The sequence below is a fragment of the Stenotrophomonas maltophilia group sp. P373 genome, assembly GCF_053295075.1.
Map to the genome: position 1 here is coordinate 2,590,441 of NZ_CM129994.1, position 15,650 is coordinate 2,606,090.

The following is a 15,650-nucleotide window of genomic DNA, read 5'->3' on the forward strand; positions in this document are numbered from 1 at the left end:
CGCCATGGTCAGCCTTGATCGCTTCGATATCTTCCGTGCCGTGGTCGAAGCCGGCAGCCTGACCGCTGCGGCCGATCGGCTCGGCCTCAGCCGCGCGGTGGTCAGCTTCAACCTGAAGCGGCTGGAGCAGGAGCTGGGCGTGACCCTGCTGTTGCGCAGTACCCGCCACCTGTCCCTGACCGAGGCCGGCGAGCAGTTCCTGCAACATTGCGTGCAGGCATTGGATGCTGCGCAGGCGGCGATCGATGCCGCGCGCCGCGACCAGCACCAGCTGCAGGGCGTGCTGCGCCTGACCACCACACCGGAGTACGCCCAGCTACGCCTGATTCCCGCGTTGGAGGCGTTCCGCGCGCAGCACCCGGCCCTGCAGCTGCACCTTTCAACTTCTCCAGCGCCAGCGGACCTCATTCCCGAACGCTTCGACCTGGCGATCCGCCTCGGCCGCCTGCCGGATTCGGGCCTTCACGCCAGTGAACTGGAGCGCCACCCACTGTGCGCGGTGGCCGCTCCCTCGCTGCTGGCGCGCCTGCCCTCTGCCGAGGCTGCCGACGACCCGGCACAGCTGGGCACCCTGCCCCGCCTGGGCTATCCGCGCTTGGCCGATGTGCCGGTGATCGCGCCTGATGGCAGCGGCGCCCTGTTTGCCACCAACCCGGGCAACGCGGTGGTACGCGTGGATGGTGCCAGCAGCCTGCGCGCGTTCGCCCTGGCCGGCGCCGGGGTCACCGTGCTGCCACGCTGGCTGATCGAGGACGACCTGGCCCAGGACCGGCTGCGCCCGGTGCTGCGCCAGCACCGCTTCCCGCAGCAGAGTGTCTACGCGGTCTACCCGCACAGCACGCAGCCCTCACCGAAGGTACGGCAGCTGATTGATTTCCTGCGCGACCGGTTCGCCACATAAAAAGGGGACGGAGGGGATTAAGTCGTTTATGCATAAACGACTTAATCCCCTCCGTCCCCTTTTTCAGACACGGCCCTGTGCGGGCCGTGTCGTCAGGCATCAGCGCAGCACCTGCTCCACCAGCTGCACGTCCACGGTCTGCAGCGGCTCGGCGGCATTGCGCGCCAGCTGCACCTGGTAGGTGCCACCGTCGATCTTCCACTGGCGCGCCTGTGCATCGTAGTGGGCCAGGGTCTTCGGCTCGGCTTCGATGCGGATGCGGCGCTGTTCGCCCGGCTGCAGGTTCACCTTGTCGTAGCCGATCAGGCGGATCGGCGTGGTGCTGCCTGCCGGCAGCTTCAGGTACAGCTGGGCCACATCGGCGCCGGCGCGCTTGCCGGTATTGCGGATATCGACGCTGGCGACCAGGCGCGAGCCTTCCACGCTCACCTTCAGGTTGTCATAGGCGAACGAGGTGTAGGACAGGCCATGACCAAAGGCGAAGGTCGGGGTCAGGCCCTTGACCGCCATCCACTTGTAGCCGACGTTGGCGCCTTCGATATCGAAATCGAACACATCACCGAACGGCTTGGCCGGCTTGAAGCCGAGGCCATCGATATGCGGGCGCGGCAGCTGCGATTCGTCCGTCACCCAGGTCACCGGCAGGCGGCCCGACGGATTGACCTGACCGGTCAGCAGCGCGGCGATGCCTTCGCCGCCGCGGATGCCCGGGTACCAGGCCTGCAGCATCGCTGGCACCTGCGCCAGCCAAGGGGTGCGCACCGGGCCGTTGGTTTCCAGCACCAGCACGGTCTTCGGGTTTGCCGCGGCCACCGCCGAGATCAGTGCGTCCTGGTTGTCCGGCAGCTGCATGTCCGGCAGGTCCACCGATTCGGCGGCCCACTGCGTGGCAAACACAATGGCCACATCGGCCTGCGCGGCGGCCCTGGCCGCAGCGGCGGCATTGGTCCCGTCCACATACTCGATGGTTGCGTCAGGGCGCGCCGCACGCAGCGATTCCAGCGGCGAGGACGGGTGGAAGATCACCGGGCCCGGCCAGGTGGTCGGCAGCACGCCCGGCACCGCGTTGGTGCCCTTGGCGGTCACGCCCACCATCGAGGAACCACCGCCACCGATCACGCCCTTGTCGGCGTGGCCACCGATGATGACAATGCGCTTCACGCTGTCGGCCAGCGGCAGCAGGTTGCCTTCATTGCGCAGCAGCACGCTACCCTCTTCCACCGTGCGCTGGGCCACGGCAAAGCCGGCCTCGGCATCCACCTTCTGGTGCTGCGGCGGGTTGTCGAAGTTGCCGTGCAGGAACATCGTGCGCAGGATGCGCGTGACCATGTCATTCAGGCGCGCCTGCGGCACCACGCCGCCATGCACGGCCAGACGCAGCGGTTCGTCGAAGAACACCGCTGCGTCGAACACTTCACCGGCCGACTGCTGGTCCAGGCCGGCCAGCGCCGCCTTCGAACCGCTGTGCACGCCGCCCCAGTCGGACATCACGAAACCGGGGAACTTCCATTCCTGCTTCAGCACCTGGTTCATCAGGTAGCCGTTCTCGCAGCCGTAGGTGCCGTTGATCTTGTTGTACGAGCACATCGCCACGCCCGGGCGGCCAGCCTCCAGCGCAATCTCGAACGCCAGCAGGTCCGACTCGTGCATGGCCTGTTCGCCGATGCGCACGTCGTGGAAGTTGCGGCGGGTCTCCATGTCGTTCAGCGCGAAGTGCTTCATCGAGGAGATCACGTGCTGGCTCTGCACGCCCTGGATCAGCGCGCCGACCATCGAACCGGCCAGCAGCGGATCTTCACCGGCGTATTCAAAATTGCGGCCGTTGCGCGGGTCGCGCTGCAGGTTGACGCTGCCCGACAACAGGATGTTGAAACGCTGCTGCCACGCCTCGCGGCCCATGGTCGCGCCACCGGCGAAAGCCACTTCGCGGTTCCAGCTGGACGCGGTGGATGGGCCCGATGGCATCGCCGTGGCGAAATCACCCGGGCGGATGCCGCCCGGATTGGTCACGCCGACGCCGGCATCGGCCGACTGCTGCGACGGAATGCCCAGCCGCGCCACGCCCGGCACGAAACCGGCCGAACCGACCGCGCCTTCCGGCAGTGGGCCACCATCCTTGCCCAGCCCGAAGTAGCTGTGCAGCATCTGGAACTTCTCATCCTCGGTCATCGCCTTCAGCAGCAGCGCGGCGCGCGCATCGGCGTTGAGGGTGGTGTCCATCCACGGCCTGTCGCCATGCGTGTCGGCGGCATAGGCCAGTGTCAGCAGGGTGGCGCGCAAGGCGCTGCCTTCCACCTTGAACGGCGCGCTGCTGGCGGCCTGGAAACCATCGCTGAAATAGCTGGCATCGGCTTCCAGCGCCACACGCGCCGGATCGAAGCCGGCGGCCTTGGCCGATTCACCGGCCACCGCGCCGAGCAGCACCGCCGGTGCACCCAGCCGCGAACGGGTGACCAGCGCTGGCAGCTGCGCGGCACCTGCACCGGCATCGGTATAGACCGCCACGGTGTGGCGGCCATCGTCCAGGCGCAGGTAGTTCAGGCCCGGCTGGTCCGGGCCGGATTCAGCGGCGATCGGCAGCCGGGTCAGTACGGCCTGGCCGCGCTGGGTCTGGCCATCATCCCTGCCCGCGGCAATGAAGCGGTATTCGTAACCCAGTCCGTCGGCCAGCACCTGCAGCGGATCGACCTGGCCGATGCCGCGCTGCACCTGACGCACGCTCACCGCGTCCACCTGCAGGGTCTTCAGCTGGGCGGCCAGGGCCGGCATCGCCTCGGCGGTCGGGGCCTGTTCCAGGGTCAGCACGGTGAACGCGGCAGGGTCGGCCCAGGCCGGAGCGGCCAGTGCAGCGGACAGGGCCAGGGACAGTACAAGCTGCTTTGTAAACGTTTTCATCGACGGGCGTAATTCCGTTGCCAAGGCAATCGGTCCAGGGAAAGTGCCGCCGAAGGGTGCAGCGTTCATGCCGCGCAGGGGTTGCCAGGCAACCTCCCGCAGGCCGAAGGACGGGCCGGTCTGCGCGCGGGACCCTCCTCCCGGCGTGACAACCTGCCTGCCCGGGCCGCGCAGGGCGACCCAATCCTGTGAAGATTGTGCGAGGGCGTTCACACCTGTCAACAGGACCTAAGTCACAGGGGCGATCCCAGCCTGCAGTTATCAGGCCATCACCGGCGGTCATCAGCGCGCCGTGCGAGGCTGCCGATAATGAAGGTCCCTGGCCACGAACCGAGCCCATGACCGTCCACCGCGACTTCGACCATCTCTGGCGCGACCGCTGCGATACCTCCAGCCAGCGCGCACCGCGCGTGCTGATCCGGGTGTTCGTGGCCCCCGGTGAGCTGGAACGCAGCGTGTCCTTCTACGAGCAGCTGCAGGGCGTGGTGGCCGATGCGGGCTTTCCGTTTCCGGAGGCCGGGCTGCGCCTGGCCATGGTCGGTGCGTTCCTGTTGATCGAGGGCAGCGAGGCGGCGCTGGCGCCGTTCACCTCGACCACGGGGACACTGCTGGTCGATGACGTTCGGCCTTATCACGACAAACTGGTTGCCGCCGGCGCCGAGATCATCTTCCCGTTGCAGGTGGTCCCGACCGGGGCGGCGTTCAATGCGGTGCATCCCGATGGCACGGTGGTCGAGTACGTGCATCACCGGCCGGATCCGCAGGGGCGGTGAGGGGGCGAACGGCCAGGCTGCGCCCGGCCCCCGCGGTAGTGCCGGCCGCTGGCCGGCAACCTCAGAAGCAACAGCCGAAGCAAAAGCGGGCTTCCTGTGGGATGGCGGGGTGGGTCCGGTTGCGGGGGACGCCGTGAATCCGTCCCTGGAGGCTCGGTCGCGCCATCCATGGCGCTCACGCCCCCGCAACCGGACCCACCCCGCCTTCGACAGTTCGTCGCAATCTGCAGTAGATCCACGCCATGCGTGGATGCTCTTCGATCAATCGTCGAATTACTCGATTTCGATGGAGATTCATCCACGCATGGTGTGGATCTACAATCCCTCCATGCCCTCCCCCGCCCTGCCCTGGAATGGCACGCTGCTGCTGGATGCTCACGTGGCCGTGTTGCAGGGACGTGCCGGTGACAGCGATGTACACGCGCACTATGCCCATCAGCTGCTGTTGAGCGAAGCCACTCCCTGGCACGTCGAGATCGACGGTGTGCGCCAGCAGGGCCAACGGCTGTGGGTGCCGTCGTTCCGGCCGCACGCGATCCTGTCGGCACCGGACGCGGGCTGCACGGTGTTCCTTGAGCCGGCGCATGCCGACCTCGAACAGATCCAGCAGCACCTGCACTCGCTGCCCGGCACTGCGGCCGGGCTGCACCGCTGGCTGCCACGGCTGAGCCGCGCGCAGCCACTGGACCGGCGGGTAGAGGCGGCGCTGGCCCGCATCAGCCACTACCTGCCTGGCCCGGTGCCGGCTGCCGACATCGCCGGAGCCGCGCACCTGTCGACCAGCCAGCTGCACCGGCGTTTCCAGTCCGACCTGGCGGTGACCCTGCGCGGCTGGGTGCTGTGGCAGCGTTTGCGTACCGCGCTCGCGCACCACCTGCAGGGGCACAGTCTGACCGCCAGCGCGCATGCCGCCGGCTTCGCCGACCTGGCCCATCTCTCGCGCAGCCTGCGCCGCATGTTCGGCATCGGTGCCGCACAGCTGCAGGGCCTGCAGTTGCGCGCGACCTGACACGGCCGATCACCCACGCCTGCGCAGGCCTTCGGGCAGCTCCGGCACCTCGCCATGCGGCAGTTCACGAAACGGCGCCAGCAGCTGCCCCGCGTAATCGCGTGGATAGTCAGGTTGGCTGCCGATGCCGAGGTCGCGTTGCTGCAGTCGATAGCCCGGCGCATCGAAGGCGGTCCCCAGCAGGTGATCCCAGACGGTCAGGAACAGGCCGAAGTTGACGTCACCGGCGGTGCCGTAACGTATGTGATGGAAGCGATGCAGCGGTGCCCACGCCATCACCCGGCCCAGCACACCCGGGCGCATGTCCACGTTGGAGTGCTGCAGCAGCAGCTGGATGGCGATGGCAAACGCCAGCACCGCAGCCACCGGCATCGGCAGGCCCAGCAGCAACAATGGCAGCACGCCGCCCACCGCTTCGGCCGCCTGGTGCAGCGGGTGTTTCATCAGGCCGTTGAAGCCATACATGCGGGTCACGCTGTGATGCACCGCATGCAGGCGCCACAACCAGCCGATGCGATGGCTTGCGTAGTGCACCAGGGTGATGCCGAGATCGGCAGCGATGATCGCCACCAGTACCTGCAGCGCGAATGGCCACTGCAGCGGCCACAACTGCCACGGAATGATCGCCGCCAGCAGCGGCACCGCCGCGATCGACAACAGGTTCAGGCCTTCGTTGACCAGCGCGTGCAGGGCGTCACGCACACGGTCGCCGTGGTCACGGTTGAACGCAGGGTCATACGGCCAGGCGCGCTCGGCAACGAACGAAACCGCAATGGCGATCGCCAGCAGGGCCAGCAGCCACAACGGATCGCCATGGCAGTGGCCGACCCAGACGACGGCAGTGGCGACGAATCCAAGCAGGAACAGCGGGGCATACAGGCGGAGCATCCAGTGCTTCATGGGCAACCCGGGAAGTGAGGGGCCTGCATGCTGGCGTGGCGTGTGGGTTGCTGGCTTGAACAAACGGCGCAACCCGCGCCCCCGCAGAGAGACTGCCCTGGCCCGCACCGCGTTTCCTGCATCCACGCATGGCGTGGATCTACAATGGCGCCCTCATCGCGCCCGGGACCGGCATGGATTCCTTCAACCTGATGCGCGCCTTCCGCCGCATCGTCGAACGCGGCGGGCTGGCCCGCGCTGCCGAAGACCTGGGCATGTCGCCCGCCGGGCTCAGCAAACAGCTGCGCACGCTGGAAGCGCATCTGGGCGTGGTACTGCTGCAGCGGACCACGCGGCGCATGAGCCTGACCGAGACCGGCCACGCCTATTACCGTGAATGCTGCCGCCTGCTCGACGAACTGGACGCATTGGAACGTGGCATCGCCGAGCAGCGTGGCGAGGTGACCGGGCGCCTGCGCGTCAATGTGCCGCAGTCGTTCGCGCTGAGCACGCTGTCGCCGCTGCTGCCCCGCTTCCTGCAGCAGCATCCGCAGCTGTCGCTGGATCTGGTGATGGAAGATCGCCTGCTCGACGCGGTCGGCGAAGGTTTCGATGTGTCGCTACGACTGCGTGCCGAGCTGGATGATTCACGCTTGGTGGCACGCCGGCTGGCCTCGCTGCAGCAGGTGCTGTGCGCGGCGCCGTCCTACCTGCGGCAGCATCCAGCACCGCAGGCAGTAGGGGATCTGCAGGCCCATAGCGTGCTGGCCTACAGCCTGTCCGACTCACCGGGCAGTTGGCCGCTGCTCGGCCCGGATGGCCAGGTGACGATCACCCTTCCGGCACGCGTGACCGTCAACAACAGCCTGCTGCTGCGTGACCTGCTGGTGGCGGGCATGGGCATCGGCGCCCTGCCTTCGTTCCTGGCCGCGCCGGCATTGGCGCGGGGCGAACTGCAGCAGGTGCTGCCCGACTACCGCTATCCGCCGCGCTTCGTGCATGCGGTCTACCCCACCTCGCGCCACCTGCAGCCCAAGGTGCGTGCCTTCATCGACTTCCTGCACGCCGAGCTGCCCGGCTGCGCCGGCCTGGATTCGTAACCGCCAGCGAAAACTGAGCTGCCCGCAGCGTGCTGTTTCGGCCACGCCGCGCTGCCTACTCTGCCGCCTCTCCTCTCACCGATGGCAGGCAGATGTCTCCCGTTCCTTCCCCCGCCACCGCAGCGCCGGTGGTCGATTTCTTCCACGACGTGGTCTGCGGCTGGTGCTTCGTGCTGGCCCCGCGCCTGCAGCAGGTCTCCGCCGAACTCGGCATCCAGGTGCGCCACCGCAGCTTCGTGCTGCAGGACTCGCGCGCGCAGATGGTCGAGGTGTTTGGCTCGATGGCGCGCGCCAAGGCGATCATCCTGCGCCACTGGACCGACTGCGCCGCGCATGAAGACATCGCGCGCATCGATATCGAAGGCATGCGCGCACAGGACTTCGAGTATCCGTCCGGCTGGCTCGGCGCACTGGCCTGCCAGACTGCAGGGCTGATCGGTGGCAATGATGCCCATGGCGCGATGTTCGACGCGGTGCAATGGGCGCACCTGCACCAGCACCGCAACATCGGCGATGCCGAAGTGCTGCTGGATATTGCCGAATCGCTGGGCCATCCACGTGGCGCCTTCGCTGACCACATGCGCAGCGACGCGGTGCGCCAGCGCGTGCAGGCCGATCGCGCCGAAGCTGCCGCGCTCGGCATCCGCTCCATCCCCACCGTGATCGGCGGCAACGGCCTGCGCCTGCAGACCCTGCCGCTCCCACACCTGCGCCAGGCCCTGGCGCCCCTGGTCGCGGCCTGAGCCGCCCCCTCCCCCACCCTGCAAGGAGATTTCCCCATGACCCCACGTACCCTGTCCACCGCGCTGGCCCTGCTGCTGGCCGCCACCGCCGCGTCCACCACCGTGTCCGCGCACGAACGCGTTCCCTCCGGCCAGCAGGTCGGCACCAGCCCGTGGGGGCCGAAGGACGAGATCGGCCGCCTCAACCTGATCACCGAAGCCTCGCGTGCGGCGATCCTGTCGCGGGTCAGCGGCGGCAAGGCCTATGACCTGGCCACCGAATACTACGTCGGCATGCCCAGCTGGCAGGATGCCGGCGACCCGCACTACCAGTTCTGGATGACCCACACCCCGCGCGGCACAGTGATGGACGATCCGATGGGCGTGGGCGAGGCCATGAACCTCACCCGCAGCTACACCGGCACCGCGTTCTCGATGTACAGCCACACCGGCACCCACATCGATGCGCTGAACCACTTCGGCATCCACGGGAAGATCTGGAACGGCTTCGAGGCCGACAAGCACCTCGGCGACCGCGGCTGGAATGTCACCGGCATCGAGAAATTCCCGCCGCTGATCGCGCGTGGCGTGCTGATCGACGTGGCCGGCGCCAAGGGCGTGGACATGCTGCCGGACAGCTACCGCGTCACTCGCCAGGACCTGAAGGATGCGCTGGCACGCCAGAAGGTGAAACTGCAGCAGGGTGACGTGGTGCTGATCCGCACCGGCCGGATGCGCCTGTTCGAGCAGCCCAGGGCCTACATGGCCAACCCGCCGGGCATGGGCCTGGACGCGGCACGCTTCCTGGTGGAAGACAGCGGCGCGATGATCGTCGGTGCCGACAACCTCAGCTTCGAGACCTTCCCCTCGGAGGTGTCCGACGATTACGTGCCGCTGCACACCTACCTGCTGGCTCAGCAGGGTGCGCCGATCATCGAGCTGGTGGCGCTGGACGAACTGGCCCGCGACAAGGTCTACGAATTCGCCTTCATCGGCGGCCCGCTGAAGATCCGTGGCGGCGATGCCGCGCCGCTGCGCCCGGTGGCGTTGCCGGTCCACCCGTAACCGCATCCTGTGGGTGCCGACCTTGGTCGGCACCGCGCTTTACCGCTATCCACGCATGGCGTGGATCTACCAGGCTGCGGCATGGATTTGCCGTGGCTCTCCAGTAGATCCACGCCATGCGTGGATGCTTTACCCCTTCAGCAACCTGAAACCCGGCCCTCCGATTTCATTAGTAATTCTACTTACAACGCGAGTAGCATGTCTGGTCTCAGCCCCTGATACCGGCTCGTCGATACTCGCGCCATGCCCGCCGTTTCCGCCCGTTCCTGCCGCTTCCAGCCCACCCGGCGCCTCCCTTGGAGGGCTGACTGATGGGTGCCGTCGTCGCCCTCGACCGGCTGCTGGACGGGCGCCAGCTGTGGCGCGGCCCGGCCCGCCAGGGCCCAGCCAGCGACCATCTGGCCAGCGGCCACCCGGCACTGGATGCACGCCTGCCCGGCGGCGGCTGGCCGGCCAGCGGACTGTGCGAGGTACTGCAGGCGGCGCCCGGCGTTGGCGAACTGGCGCTGGTATGGCCGGCACTGGCCAGGCTGAGCCAGCGCGACCGCCCGATCGTCCTGGTCGCTCCGCCCTACCGTCCGCATGCCCCGGCCTGGGCCGCCGCCGGGCTGGACCTGGGCCAGTTGCAGATCATCCAGGCCGCGCCGAAGCAGGCACTGTGGGCCGCCGAACAGTGCCTGCGCTCTGCGGCCTGCGCGGCGGTACTGTGCTGGCCGCATCAAGCCGACGACCGCGCCCTGCGCCGCCTGCAGGTGGCCGCCGACAGCGGCCAGTGCCTGGGCTTCGTGTTCCGCGAGGCGCAGGCCGCGCGCAATCCCTCCCCGGCCAGCCTGCGCCTGCAGCTCGACCACGGCCAGGTGCGGGTGCTGAAGTGCCGTGGCGGCCTGCCGCCGGCACAACCGTTGCCGCTGGCCATCGCCCACTGAGGACGCGCCATGCACTGGGCCTGCCTGTTGTTGCCGCAGTTGGCGCTGGACAGCGTGCTGCGCCTGCAGCCCGAACCGCAGCGGCCCTTGGTGCTGCTGCAGGGGCCGGCGCAGCGACGCGTGCTGCGCGCGGTCAGCCCGTCGGCACGTGCAGCAGGGCTGCGCCCGGGCATGCTGCTGTCGGCTGCACAGGTACTGGTGCAGGACATGCACCTGCACGACTACGACCCCAATGCCGAACAGCACACCCGGCAGCTGCTGGCCAGCTGGGCCTATGCCTACAGCTCGCAGGTCAGCCTCGATTTTCCGCATGCGCTGGTGCTGGAAATCGGTGCCAGCCGCGCCCTGTTCGGTGACTGGCTGACGATCCAGCAGCGCCTGCGCAACGAACTGCACGAACTCGGCTTCCGCCACCGCCTGGTGGCCGCGCCTACCCCACATGCCGCGCGCGTGCTGGCCAACGTCCACGATGGCCTCGGCCTTGATGCGCAGCAGCTGCCAGCGGCGCTGGCGCAGCTGCCCCTGGCGCGCTGCGGCCTGCCCAGCGAGGCGGTGACGGTGCTTGGCCGTTCCGGCCTGCGCACGTTGGGCGCGGTGCTCAAGCTGCCGCGCGACAGCCTGGCCCGGCGCTTCGCCCCCGAGGTCCTGCAGCAGCTGGATGCATTGCGCGGGCTGCCCACCGCGCCATTGCGCTACTACCAGCCACCGGACCGTTTCGATGCGCGCATCGAATTCGAATACGAGATCGAATCCAGCCAGGCCCTGCTGTTCCCGCTGCGCCGCCTGCTGCTGGACCTGGCTGCCTTCCTGTGTTCGCGCGATGGCGGCGTGCAGCGCTTCGACCTGCATTTCGAGCATGACCTGTTGCCGGCCAGCGTGCTGACCATCGGCCTGTTGGCGCCCGAACGCGATCCCGCGTTGCTGTTCGAGATCGCGCGCAACCGCATGGAAGCGTTCGCCCTGCCCGCCGGCAGCCGCGCACTGCGCCTGCAGGCCGAACAGCTGCCACCGTTCGTGCCGGCCGCGCGTGACCTGTTCGACACCCGGCCGGCACAGGCGATGCCCTGGAACCAGCTGCGCGAGCGCCTGCGCGCGCGGCTGGGCGATGACGCCGTGCAGCCGCTGGCGGTGCAGGCCGACCATCGCCCCGAACGCGCCAGCGGCATCCAGCCAGCGGCCAGGCCGCCGGCATACTGGCCACTGCGCCCCGGTTGGCTGCTGGACACCCCACAGCCGCTGCGTGACCCGCGCCTGCGCATCATCGCCGGGCCGGAGCGGATCGAATCGGGCTGGTGGGACCAGGCTGACGCGCGCCGCGACTACTACGTGGTGGAAACCGCGCATGGCCAGCGCGGCTGGGCCTTCCGCGCGCGCAACGATCCGCATGCGCCGTGGATGCTGCACGGCTGGTTCGGCTGAGCCGCCATGCGCAGCGAACTGCCCGGCTACGCCGAACTGCACTGCCTGTCGGCCTTCAGTTTCCAGCGCGGTGCTTCGATCGCCGAAGAGTTGTTCGCGCGCGCCGCTGGCCAGGGCTACCGCGCGTTGGCGATCACCGACGAATGCTCGCTGGCCGGCATCGTGCGTGCCTGGCAAGCGGCGAAGGCGCATGGCGTGGCGCTGATCGTCGGTGCCGAATTCCAGGTCGAGGACGGGCCGAAGCTGGCCCTGCTGTGCACCGACCAGGCCGCCTATGCCGGGCTCTGCCAGTTGATCACGACCTGCCGGCGGCGGGCTGCCAAGGGCGAATACCGCTGCCTGCGCGACGATCTGCTCGGCCTGCCCGACGGTTTGTTGTGCCTGTGGCTGGACCGGCAGCCATCCGCCACCGATCTTGAATTGCTACGCACCGGCTTCGATGATCGGCTGTGGCTGGCGGTGGAACTGCACCGCGAACACGATGACGCACGCCGCCTGCAGCAGCTGCAGGCCTTCGGCGAACGCCACCGCCTGCCCCTGGTCGCCAGTGGCGATGTGCACATGCACGTGCGACGCCGCCGCGCCCTGCAGGACACGCTGACCGCGATCCGCCACCGCTGCAGCGTGGCCGAGGCCGGCTGGCGCCTGTTTCCCAATGGCGAGCGCCACCTGCGCCCGCGTACCGCGCTGGTCCAGCTGTATCCGCCCGAACTGCTGGCTGAAACCCTGCGCATCGCCGAGCGCTGCCACTTCACCCTGGAACAGCTGCAGTACACCTATCCGCGCGAGCTGGTGCCCGAAGGACACGATCCGGACAGCTGGCTGCGCGTGCTGGTCGAGCGCGGCATCCAGTGGCGCTGGAAAGGCGGCATCGAAGCGAAGCAACGCACGCAGATCGAGCACGAACTGGCGCTGATCAAGCAGAAGAACTACGCCTCCTACTTCCTCACCGTGCAGGACATCGTGCGCTTTGCGCGCAGCCAGGACATCCTCTGCCAGGGCCGTGGCTCAGCGGCCAACTCAGCGGTGTGCTTCGTGCTGGGCGTGACCGAGATCGACCCGGCACGCAGCAACCTGCTGTTCGAGCGCTTCATCTCCGCCGAGCGCGACGAACCACCGGATATCGACATCGACTTCGAGCACGAGCGGCGCGAGGAGGTGCTGCAGTACGTGTTCAAGCGCTACGGCCGCGAGCGCGCCGCACTGACCGCGGTGGCGATCAGCTACCGTGGCCGCAGCGCGATCCGCGACGTGGCCCGCGCGCTGGGCCTGCCGATGGACCAGGTCAACGAACTGGGCGCGGCGATGGACCACTGGGGCGGCAACATCCCGCTGCCGGAAACCCTGCGCGAGCGTGGCTTCGATCCGGACACGCCGTTGATGCGGCGCCTGCTGGCACTCACCGCAGAGCTGATCGATTTTCCGCGCCACCTGTCGCAGCACCCGGGCGGTTTCGTGATTTCCGAGCATCCACTGTCGACCCTGGTACCGGTGGAGAACGCGGCGATGGCCGACCGCACCGTCATCCAGTGGGACAAGGATGACCTGGATGCCACCGGCCTGATGAAGGTCGACTGCCTGGCATTGGGCATGCTCACGGCCATCCGCAAGTGCCTAGCGATGCTGCAGCAGCATGGCCTGCACAGCGGGCGCATGGATGCGATCCCCGACGAAGACACCCCCACCTACGACATGATCAGCGCCGCCGACACCATCGGCGTGTTCCAGATCGAGTCGCGCGCACAGATGGCGATGCTGCCGCGCATGCAGCCACGCAACTTCTACGATCTGGTGATCGAAGTGGCGATCGTGCGTCCCGGCCCGATCCAGGGCGACATGGTGCATCCCTACCTGGAGCGGCGCCGGATCCTGCGCGAACAAGGCCCGGACGCGTTGAACGACCCGGACAACCCGCTCTACCCACCGCAGCTGGAACGCGTGTTCGCGCGTACGCTGGGCGTGCCATTGTTCCAGGAGCAGGTGATGCAGCTGGCGGTGGATGCGGCCGGCTACACCCCGGGCGAGGCCGATGCCCTGCGCCGTTCGATGGCGGCCTGGAAGCGCCGCGGTGGGCTGGAACCACATCGCGAGAAACTGCTGGCCGGCATGCTGAGAAACAACTTCAGCCGCGAATACGGCGAGCACCTGTTCGAGCAGATCAAGGGATTCGGCGATTACGGTTTCCCGGAAAGTCATGCCGCCAGCTTCGCCCTGCTGACCTATGCCAGCTGCTGGCTGAAGTGCCATCATCCCGCCGCGTTCACTGCCAGCCTGATCAACAGCCAGCCGCTGGGTTTCTACAGCCCTGACCAGCTGCTGCAGGACGCGCGGCGGCATGGCATTACCGTTCTTCCCGTGGACGTACGCCACAGCGACTGGGACTGCACGCTGGACTTCAGCAGGGGGCCGGCGGCGATCCGTCTGGGCCTGCGTCTGATTGACGGCTGCAACGAAGATGCCGTGCAGGCCATCATGCGCGAGCGCGCGCGGCGCCCGTTCGACGACGTCGGCGACCTGTGCCAGCGCACCGCGCTGGACCGCCGCCAGCAGGGCCTGCTGGCCGATGCCGGCGCACTGCGCGGGCTCAGTGGCCATCGCCATCGTGCACGCTGGGATATCTCGGGCGTAGAGAACCGGCTGCCGCTGTTCGACCAGGCCCGTGCCACTGCCGAAGCCCGCGTGCCCCTGCCACTGCCCAGCGCCTGGGAGGACATGCAGGCCGACTACCGCAGCACCGGCACCACCCTCGGCCGCCACCCGATCTCGTTCCTGCGCGCGCAGCTGCGCAGCCGCGGCTGCCTGGATGCCGCGCAGCTGGCCGGGCACGGCCATGGCCGCCGCGTGCGCATCGCCGGACTGGTGCGCATGCGCCAGCGCCCGCAGACCGCCAGTGGCGTTACCTTCCTCACCCTTGAAGACGAGACCGGGATGGTCAACGCCGTGGTCTGGCGCCACCTGGCCGACCGCCAGCACCGGGTGCTGGTCGACACCCAGCTGATGCAGATCGATGGCCGCCTGGAGCGCGTTGATGGCGTGCAGCATGTCATCGTGCAGCGCATGCACTGCCTGGATGAGCTGCTGCAGGGACTGCGCAGCCACAGCCGCGATTTCCACTGACGATACAGATCGTCACACAACGAACTGGCCTTTGCCCGCTGGCATCCGCTATCGTCGGCCTATCCAAGGAAGGACGACCCGATGCCCCGTGTGCTGCTGCTGACCACCCTGGTGGTCTCGACCCTTGCCCTGCTCGTTTCCGGCTGGACCGCCTGGAGCCTGCATCGCAGCCAATCGCCTGAGCGGATCATCGAAGCGCGTGGCCTGGTCATCCACGATGGCACTGGCCAACCACGGCTGATCCTCGGTGCGCCGGTGCCGGACCCCCTCAGCAGGGGCCGCACCCAGGGACCGCGTGCAACTGCGCTGTCCGGCCTGATCCTGCTTGGCCCCGACGGTTCCGAGCGCGGCGGTTATGGCACCAGCGACCGCGGGGGCGAAGCCCTGCTCACTCTGGACGATGCCACTGGCACCACCGAAGTCTTCAAGGTCGTCGCCAATCCGGACCGTGGCGCCAGCCTGATGGTCAAGCACCAGAACAATACCGGCGCCATGCTCACGTCCTGGCAGGGCAAGCCGGAGCTGATGTTCGTCGATGACAGTGGCCAGTCCTACTACGTGCGCCCCAACGCCAACGCCGCGCCCTGATCTGCTTCTAGCGTCGAGCCATGCTCGACTTTGTTTCGCCCCTGTAGCGCCGAGCCATGCTCGGCTGCTTCTAGCAACAGCAGCCGAGCATGGCTCGGCTCTTGTGTCTCGGATGGTGCCCTGATCAGGCACAATTCCCCGGTGACCCGGGAGGCTCCGATGACGCTGCCTCGGCTCTTAAGCCTTTGAGCTTGCAAAGTAGATTCAGCGCGTCGGCGGCCTGACACCGCCTTGGAACTTGAACGGTATCTTAGGC

At 68.1% G+C, this 15,650-nt stretch carries 12 protein-coding genes; 10 read left to right on the forward strand and 2 right to left on the reverse strand.

The window, feature by feature from the left end; all coding sequences use genetic code 11:
* Positions 1-4 precede the first annotated feature (4 nt).
* Positions 5-901: a LysR family transcriptional regulator gene (locus ACSYHF_RS12035; protein ID WP_053499568.1), complete on the forward strand. Its 897-nt coding sequence runs from the start codon at positions 5-7 to the stop codon at positions 899-901.
* A gap of 99 nt (positions 902-1,000) precedes the next feature.
* Here ACSYHF_RS12035 and ACSYHF_RS12040 read toward each other — a convergent pair whose 3' ends face one another.
* On the reverse strand, positions 1,001-3,796 hold the full coding sequence (locus ACSYHF_RS12040) for a beta-glucosidase family protein (protein ID WP_188239357.1): 2,796 nt from the start codon (positions 3,794-3,796) through the stop codon (positions 1,001-1,003).
* A 338-nt stretch (positions 3,797-4,134) separates the two neighbouring features.
* Here ACSYHF_RS12040 and ACSYHF_RS12045 point away from each other — a divergent pair, with 338 nt between their 5' ends.
* Complete coding sequence (locus ACSYHF_RS12045; protein WP_005417059.1) at positions 4,135-4,569, forward strand: VOC family protein; 435 nt, start codon at positions 4,135-4,137, stop codon at positions 4,567-4,569.
* A 304-nt stretch (positions 4,570-4,873) separates the two neighbouring features.
* The gene (locus ACSYHF_RS12050; RefSeq protein ID WP_065178503.1) at positions 4,874-5,578 is read left to right on the forward strand and encodes an AraC family transcriptional regulator; all 705 of its coding nucleotides are present in this window, start codon (positions 4,874-4,876) and stop codon (positions 5,576-5,578) included.
* A 9-nt stretch (positions 5,579-5,587) separates the two neighbouring features.
* On the opposite strand, the gene ACSYHF_RS12055 is transcribed toward ACSYHF_RS12050, so the two are convergent.
* Positions 5,588-6,466: a sterol desaturase family protein gene (locus tag ACSYHF_RS12055; protein ID WP_329916199.1), complete on the reverse strand. Its 879-nt coding sequence runs from the start codon at positions 6,464-6,466 to the stop codon at positions 5,588-5,590.
* Between the two features lie 140 nt (positions 6,467-6,606).
* On the opposite strand from ACSYHF_RS12055, the gene ACSYHF_RS12060 reads away from it, so the two are divergent.
* From ACSYHF_RS12060 to ACSYHF_RS12090, 7 genes are all read left to right on the forward strand, one after another.
* Entirely contained in the window at positions 6,607-7,557 is a 951-nt protein-coding gene (locus ACSYHF_RS12060) for a LysR family transcriptional regulator (RefSeq protein WP_329916198.1), read from the forward strand.
* Positions 7,558-7,649: 92 nt separating this feature from the next.
* On the forward strand, positions 7,650-8,300 hold the full coding sequence (locus ACSYHF_RS12065) for a DsbA family oxidoreductase (protein WP_053499638.1): 651 nt from the start codon (positions 7,650-7,652) through the stop codon (positions 8,298-8,300).
* Positions 8,301-8,336: 36 nt separating this feature from the next.
* Positions 8,337-9,344 (forward strand): cyclase family protein, encoded by a 1,008-nt coding sequence (locus tag ACSYHF_RS12070; RefSeq protein ID WP_111128822.1) that lies wholly within the window; start codon positions 8,337-8,339, stop codon positions 9,342-9,344.
* Between the two features lie 311 nt (positions 9,345-9,655).
* Positions 9,656-10,270 (forward strand): translesion DNA synthesis-associated protein ImuA, encoded by a 615-nt coding sequence (gene imuA, locus ACSYHF_RS12075; RefSeq protein ID WP_111128823.1) that lies wholly within the window; start codon positions 9,656-9,658, stop codon positions 10,268-10,270.
* A 9-nt stretch (positions 10,271-10,279) separates the two neighbouring features.
* A complete protein-coding gene (locus ACSYHF_RS12080; RefSeq protein ID WP_069138256.1) occupies positions 10,280-11,689 on the forward strand; it encodes a Y-family DNA polymerase in 1,410 nt (469 codons plus the stop codon).
* A 6-nt stretch (positions 11,690-11,695) separates the two neighbouring features.
* Positions 11,696-14,806: an error-prone DNA polymerase gene (locus ACSYHF_RS12085; protein WP_447575689.1), complete on the forward strand. Its 3,111-nt coding sequence runs from the start codon at positions 11,696-11,698 to the stop codon at positions 14,804-14,806.
* Positions 14,807-14,887: 81 nt separating this feature from the next.
* Complete coding sequence (locus tag ACSYHF_RS12090; RefSeq protein ID WP_005417089.1) at positions 14,888-15,394, forward strand: hypothetical protein; 507 nt, start codon at positions 14,888-14,890, stop codon at positions 15,392-15,394.
* Positions 15,395-15,650 lie beyond the last annotated feature (256 nt).

Coding starts and splice junctions, on each gene's coding strand:
- ACSYHF_RS12065 (WP_053499638.1), top strand. CDS start 7,650: ATGTCTCCCGTTCCTTCCCCCGCCACCGCAGCGCCGGTGGTCGATTTC.
- imuA (WP_111128823.1), top strand. CDS start 9,656: ATGGGTGCCGTCGTCGCCCTCGACCGGCTGCTGGACGGGCGCCAGCTG.
- ACSYHF_RS12060 (WP_329916198.1), top strand. CDS start 6,607: ATGGCGTGGATCTACAATGGCGCCCTCATCGCGCCCGGGACCGGCATG.
- ACSYHF_RS12055 (WP_329916199.1), bottom strand. CDS start 6,466: ATGCTCCGCCTGTATGCCCCGCTGTTCCTGCTTGGATTCGTCGCCACT.
- ACSYHF_RS12040 (WP_188239357.1), bottom strand. CDS start 3,796: ATGAAAACGTTTACAAAGCAGCTTGTACTGTCCCTGGCCCTGTCCGCT.
- ACSYHF_RS12045 (WP_005417059.1), top strand. CDS start 4,135: ATGACCGTCCACCGCGACTTCGACCATCTCTGGCGCGACCGCTGCGAT.
- ACSYHF_RS12090 (WP_005417089.1), top strand. CDS start 14,888: ATGCCCCGTGTGCTGCTGCTGACCACCCTGGTGGTCTCGACCCTTGCC.
- ACSYHF_RS12085 (WP_447575689.1), top strand. CDS start 11,696: ATGCGCAGCGAACTGCCCGGCTACGCCGAACTGCACTGCCTGTCGGCC.
- ACSYHF_RS12050 (WP_065178503.1), top strand. CDS start 4,874: ATGGTGTGGATCTACAATCCCTCCATGCCCTCCCCCGCCCTGCCCTGG.
- ACSYHF_RS12035 (WP_053499568.1), top strand. CDS start 5: ATGGTCAGCCTTGATCGCTTCGATATCTTCCGTGCCGTGGTCGAAGCC.
- ACSYHF_RS12080 (WP_069138256.1), top strand. CDS start 10,280: ATGCACTGGGCCTGCCTGTTGTTGCCGCAGTTGGCGCTGGACAGCGTG.
- ACSYHF_RS12070 (WP_111128822.1), top strand. CDS start 8,337: ATGACCCCACGTACCCTGTCCACCGCGCTGGCCCTGCTGCTGGCCGCC.